General features: G+C 62.5%; 2 protein-coding genes and 3 pseudogenes. 1 reads left to right on the forward strand and 4 read right to left on the reverse strand.

Annotation, left to right across the window (positions count from 1 at the left end; translation table 11 throughout):
* Positions 1-161 (reverse strand): annotated as a pseudogene (locus ABSF49_RS19760) (type 1 glutamine amidotransferase domain-containing protein); the annotation flags it as partial.
* 375 nt (positions 162-536) lie between these two features.
* Positions 537-914: pseudogene (locus tag ABSF49_RS19765) on the reverse strand (IS1634 family transposase); the annotation flags it as partial.
* A 167-nt stretch (positions 915-1,081) separates the two neighbouring features.
* On the opposite strand from ABSF49_RS19765, the gene ABSF49_RS19770 reads away from it, so the two are divergent.
* Positions 1,082-3,229 (forward strand): recombinase family protein, encoded by a 2,148-nt coding sequence (locus ABSF49_RS19770; protein ID WP_424114349.1) that lies wholly within the window; start codon positions 1,082-1,084, stop codon positions 3,227-3,229.
* Positions 3,230-3,250: 21 nt separating this feature from the next.
* On the opposite strand, the pseudogene ABSF49_RS19775 reads toward ABSF49_RS19770, so the two are convergent.
* Both ABSF49_RS19775 and ABSF49_RS19780 read right to left on the reverse strand, forming a co-directional pair.
* Positions 3,251-4,663: pseudogene (locus ABSF49_RS19775) on the reverse strand (IS1634 family transposase); the annotation flags it as partial.
* Positions 4,664-5,078: 415 nt separating this feature from the next.
* Positions 5,079-6,176, reverse strand: a 1,098-nt coding sequence (locus ABSF49_RS19780; RefSeq protein WP_424114350.1) for a tetratricopeptide repeat protein, incomplete at its 5' end; no start/stop codon positions are given.

Below are 6,176 nucleotides of genomic sequence, written 5' to 3' on the forward strand. Positions count from 1 at the left end.
TCGAGCGGTGGTCGTCCGCCCTTCGGGGAGGCGAGCGTGACCTCAACGCCGCCGTCTTTGAAAGTGTAGTACGGAGCTGCGAGCTCTTCGAGCCAGAAGCCCGTCTTTCGTCCGGTGTTACCCAGTTGGTCGTGCGACGTGATGACCATGAGTATCTTCATGTTCCTTCTCCTTTGTATGTCGCTTTGATATTCCAATCGATTCGGTTCGCATAAGCGATGACGAGATATTCACCAACGAAACTGCCACTTCGCATGTTGTGAGGCTTGTCACCCTATCCTTCGCCTTGCATGTTCCGATCAAATTGGCAGCGCATGGCCAAGCGACCGCAGATGGCAAGCGCTATTGGCAACTGCGGCGGCGCCTCGCGCTAACCTAACTTTCCATCGATGAAAGGGCCCGCACGAGGGTCAAGGCGCTCAAAGATGTCGCCTGAGAACGTCCCGAACGCGCACCGCTAACCCGACTTCGCGGATTGGGCCAGTTTTCGATGACCCGCCTCAAGGAACTCAAGGCCTTGGCCTAAAAGGTCTTCACTACAAGGACGGTTGGGGCGGCAGGGTGGAGGCGGCGATTTTGGGCCGCGGCTGGGTGGGCAGGACGAGCTTCATGCGGTCGATGAGCAGGCGCAACTCTGGCTCAGGCTCGGTGTAACGGGTGAGGATGATCTCGCGGCCGTCGGCAGTAGGCAGATGGACGTCGATCATTTGCACGGCCGCGAACTTTTGCAGCGCGCTACGCGCGGTGAGGCCGGGGGCGAGTGCGGCGAGCCAACGGGTGAGCGTGATCTGAAGACAGTAGGCGAGGAAGGCGACGAAGATGTGAGCTTCGATGCGCTTGTCGTCGTAATGGAAGACGGGACGGATCGCCAGGTCGCCCTTGAGGTTCTTGAACGCCTCCTCGATATCCCATAACAGATGCCTCTTATAAGTTGACAGAATCCAGCGAGTCGCCGATTCTGGGCTACAAGGCGCTTCGCGAAGTCGGGCGCTGGCTTGGATCGCGTCATGGGCCCTGCTGTTGGCGCAACTGGCGCTTCGGCAGATCCAAAACCCATCGCGCCGAGAGGAGACAACTGATCATGGAGGCGGATCTCCTGCCGCGTCGGGCCGGCCTCACGCCCGAGAAGATCACGCGAGAGCATCAACAACGCCTGGCGATCATCTACGTCAGGCAGTCGACGCCTCAGCAGGTTGAGCGCAACCAGGAATCGACCAAGCTCCAGTATGCGCTGGTCGATCGGGCGTTTCATTTCGGCTGGGCGCGAGAGGCCATCGTCACCATCGACGACGACCTCGGCCGATCCGGCAGCACCGTCGAAGGGCGGCTCGGCTTCCAGCGGTTGGTGGCGGAAGTGGGCCTGGGCCATGTCGGTCTGGTTCTGGGCATCGAGATGTCGCGGCTGGCGCGATCTTGCCGGGACTGGCATCAATTGCTGGAGATCTGCGCGCTGTTCGACACGCTGATCGCCGATGTCGATGGCGTATATGATCCGGCCAACTACAATGATCGCCTGCTGCTCGGTCTGAAGGGAACGATGTCGGAAGCGGAACTCCACATTCTCCAGGCTCGGATGCTGGCGGGCCGCAACGCCAAAGCCCGGCGGGGAGAACTCGGCAAGCCGTTGCCGATGGGCTACCTGCGCCGTCCTTCCGGCGAAGTGGCGCTCGACCCCGACGAGCAGGCGCAAAGCGTGATCCGCATGGTGTTCGCGCTTTTCGAGCGCGTTCGGACGGTCAGCGGGGTTCTGCGCTATCTCGTACAGAACGACATCAAGATGCCGGTGCGCGTGGCCGGGGGACCGGGCAAGGGCGAACTGGAATGGCGCCGACCAAGCCGACCCTCGCTTGGGGATCTGTTCAGCAATCCGATCTATGCCGGCGTCTACGTCTATGGGGTCCGGCCGATCGATCGGCGGCGTCATAAGCCCGGCCACCCGAGCAGCGGACGACGACCGCCGCGCCCGGAGAATGCCGAGGTCTTCCTGCCCGATCGCCTGCCGGCCTACATCACCTGGGAGCAGTTCCAGCGCAATCAGGAACAAATCCGGGCCAATCGGACGAGCGAACGGGGTCCCACGCGCGCCGGCGCCGCGTTGCTCTCCGGGATGATCGTGTGCGGCCGGTGCGGCCTGCGCATGACGGCCACGTATAACAACGCCGGCCATGCGGCGCGCTACCAGTGCATTGGGGCGCGCACGTCCTTTGACGCGCCGTCCTGCCAGGCGCTGAAGGCCGCGCCGGTGGACGCTGAGGTCACGCACTTGATCCTGAAGGCGCTGGAGCCGGCGGCGATCGAGGCCAGCCTGGCGGCGGCTCTCGACCTGGAGGCGGAGCGCAAAGCGCTCAACCAGTATTGGAGCCAACGCCTCGAACGGGCGCAGCATCAGGTCGACCAGGCCCGTCGCCGTTACGCCAGCGTCGAGCCCGAGAATCGGTTGGTGGCCCGCACGCTGGAGCAGGATTGGGAGACGGCGCTCGGCGAGCAAGCGCGTCTATTGGCCGACCACGAGCGCTTTCAGCGGGAGCAGCCCCAAGCGCCTAGCCCGGCCGAACTGGCCGCCATCCAGGATCTGACCCAGGATCTTCCCGCCCTTTGGCGGGCCGAGACCACGACCCAGCAGGAGCGCCAAACGATCGCCAGATTGTTGCTGGAGCGCGTCATCGTCACCGTGATCGGCGGCAGCGAGCAGGTTCGCCTGGAGTGCCATTGGCAAGGCGGCAACCGAACCTCGCATGAACTGGTGCGGCCGGTGGCCAAGTTCAAAACGCTCAGCGCCTATTCGGACTTGGCCGCCCGAGCCTGTGAACTTCACCGGGCGGGCTGCAATTGCGTCGAGATCGCCTCGATCCTCAACGACGAAGGCTGGCGACCGCCCAAGCGTCGCGATACCTTCAACGGCCCAATGGTCCGGCGCGTCTTGATCGGCGCGGGACTGATCGAGACCAAGCGAGGAACCCCGAGGACCATCTCTCACCGTTGCCCGGACGAATGGACGATCAACGAACTCGCCGCCGAAATCGGCGCGCCCCCAGGCACGATCTATTACTGGGTCCAGAAAGGGCGGCTAAGCAGCCGCTCGGTCGAAGTGCTGGGGACCTTCAACAAGCTCGTCACCGCGGACGCGGCCACTATCGCCAGACTCAAAGCCGCCCGCGCCACCCCTCTGCCATTCCGTCGCGCCCTGCTTCCCAGCGTCAAACCAAACCCTCCAACCCTTGATTCTTGAGAGTCGCCATGTCTGGTCGATGTCCACGGCGACGAGCTGAACGTAGTATTGCCAGAGTTCGGCGGGATCGTCGTGGGTCAAATTGGTTCGCAAGAGATAGCGGCCCTCGCGGCGCCTGACCGTTCTGAGCTTGTTGCGATCGAGCGAATATGTCATCGCTCCGGTCTTGTCGTCGACCTCGATCTTGATGAGACGCCAAGCCGAAGGCGCCTTGGAGCGCGCCGCGCCGAGCTTCATCAACCTCTCTTGGCGCGACACGTCCATGGCGGCGAGTTTCTTCAATCGCGCCCACAGCCATTTGAGCTGCCGCCGGCGCATCGCGCGTTCCTTGCTGATGCGGTCGGCGCTTTGGGCGAAGACATAAAGTTCGTCGTCCTCAGCAAGCAGCTTGACCTCGACGCCTTCACGCGCCTTGCGCCACGGCTTGTCGATAAGATGTTTCTCGAGACGAGCGAGGCGACCTTTGGGTGTTCCCACCAGATAGTTCGCCGGAGGATCGCTGGCGCGCATCTCGGCGAGAATCTCCTCGGTCGGAACGCCGCGATCCATCACCCACACGCGCCGCGCCTTGCCGTATTGGCTCTCGATCTTGGCGAGGAACGAGCGCAGCGTCTTGCAGTCGGCGGTGTTGCCGGGCAGGACCTCATAAGCCAGCGGCAAGCCCTCGGGCGTTACCACGAGCGCGATGACGAGTTGCGGGCAATCGGGCCGCTTGTCGCGGCTGTAGCCATGGCGGCGCTTGCTTTCCTCAGGCAAATCGGAGGCGTTGACTTCGAAATAGGTGCTGGTCAGATCGTAGAGCAGCACGTCGAAGGAGGCGTTGAACAGATCGCGCCAGCGCTCGGTCAGATGCGAGAACAAATCCTGTTTGTGAGCGATAAGCAGGTCGTGACAGGCATAGAGCTTGTGCGCCTCGGCGAGGCCGAAGTCGGAACCCAAGAGATCCGCCATGGCGCTGTCGAGGAACCACTGGCGATGCAGCCGCCACTCGCTTCCCGGCGAAATGAGCCGGTAGGCGACCAACACTTGCAGCACCAGGTCCCAGCGCGTCCCCTTGCGGCTTTTCGACAACCGTTCAGCCCAGAAGCGATCGAGCTTAAGCTCGCGCCACAGGACGCCGGAAAGCCAGCAGGCGCCCCACTGGCGAGGCCGACAGAGCCGCATCTCCGACAGCCGTAAGCGTATGATGTCCTCGCCGTGAGGCGCCTCGCAGCGATCCTCGGGGAACAACGCGAGGGAGCGCAATCGCCCTTCGCCCTCGTCAAAGACTTCGATCGCTCTTCGCCACGCCTCGGCTTGCGAGGAGTTGATCTCGCCGAGGTAGAGCACGTGGCGCTGGACCACACGGCCATTATCGAGACGCCGGTTCTCAGCGACGCTCCAATAAAGATGCGTCTTTCCGTTCTTCCGCCGCTCGGTCTTTCGCAGGAACATGGCCGAAGGATTTTGTCACGGCTCTCCGATTCTGGGAATCCATGCCGAGTTTAGTTGGTCTTCACTACAGCCATTTTTGCCGTCGTTTTCGATGTCGGCGTCAATCAACTCAAATGCTTAGCGACCGCGAAAACCCGCAAAATCGACTTGTCCACAGGCGAATCCGCGAAGTCGGGCTAGCCGCTGCGGCGACAACTGACGGGTCAAACCGGTGGCCGCGCATCGTGGCAGCTAACCCTTGTCAAGCACATCGCCCTGAACGTTGCTGCGAAGCGGAAAAGGCAAGGACTCGCTACCCCTGCGCCGCAAAGTTGCGGCATGGGACGAAGACGCCCTCGCCCGATACATCGCCGCATGATCCGTTCCGTCGATTCCCCTGAGGGGTTGTCAGCTCGGCGAGTGCCGCCCCCCGCATTCATTCCTCCGGCAGCCCCGCCTTGCGCAGTCCGTCGAACAGGCTCGGTATCTCTGGGGCATGCCCCGATTGGGCCAGCCATTTGACGGTGAGAATGGGCACAAGGCGACGGGCGTCCGTCAGCGCTATCTTCGCCTCGTCCATCTTGCCCGCGAGCGCAAATGCGGCGGCCAAGCCAGCGTAGGACAACGGCGCCCCGCCGATGTCAATCGACTTATGGAAAGCTTCGATAGCGGCGTCGAGATGCCCAAGGCCAAGTTCGGCATTGCCCAAAAACCACGTCCAGGTCCCGCTGCGCGGATCGCGCGGACTCATTCGCAGCGCTTGCAGAATATCGGACTTGGCTTGTTCGAAACGGCCGAGAAGAACGTTGGCGTCGCCCCGCATGCTCCAGAGATGGGTGAAATTCGGATTGACCGCGAGCCCGGCGTTGGCGGCGTCGACCGCCTTGTCGGCGCGGCGTGAATATTGAAGGTAGACGCCTTTCACGACATACGCCCACAAGGTGTCGGGCGCGATTGCGATGGCCTGGTCGGTCGGACCGAGTATTTTTGCCTCGTAGTCGGTCTGGGGGTTTCTCCATAAAAGATACTCGAGAGTGTAGTTGTAAGCGTCCCCCGCCAGCGCATCGGCATTGTTGGGGTCGATCTTTAGGGCCTGCTCGAAGAGGGCGCGCGCCGTCTCGTTTGTTTGCTTCGTGAATCCCGTCTGCCTCATCAAGGCCCAGCCGCGCATGGTAAGATCGACCGCGTCGGGGTACTCGGAACGGGCGCCCTTTTCCGCCTCTGCCTTGACAAGTTCGGTGCGCAACGTATTGGCCAATCGCGCGACCACCTCATCTTGCAACTTGAACAGGTCGGCCACGTCCTCCTCGAAGCGGTCCGCCCACAGATGCGCGCCCGATTGCGCGTCGATCAACTGGGCGTTGACCCGCACCCGGTTCTGGTCGCGCTGCACCGAACCTTCGAGCACGTAACGCACGCCGAGTTCCTTGCCGATCGCCTTGGCGTCGATGGCCTTGCCCTTGAAGGTAAAAGCCGTGGTGCTGGCGATCACGAAGCTGTCGCGGATGCGTGACAGGTCCGTAGTCAGGTTGTC

Source organism: Roseiarcus sp. (assembly GCF_049514155.1).
Lineage (GTDB): Bacteria > Pseudomonadota > Alphaproteobacteria > Rhizobiales > Beijerinckiaceae > Roseiarcus.

Coding starts and splice junctions, on each gene's coding strand:
- ABSF49_RS19770 (WP_424114349.1), top strand. CDS start 1,082: ATGGAGGCGGATCTCCTGCCGCGTCGGGCCGGCCTCACGCCCGAGAAG.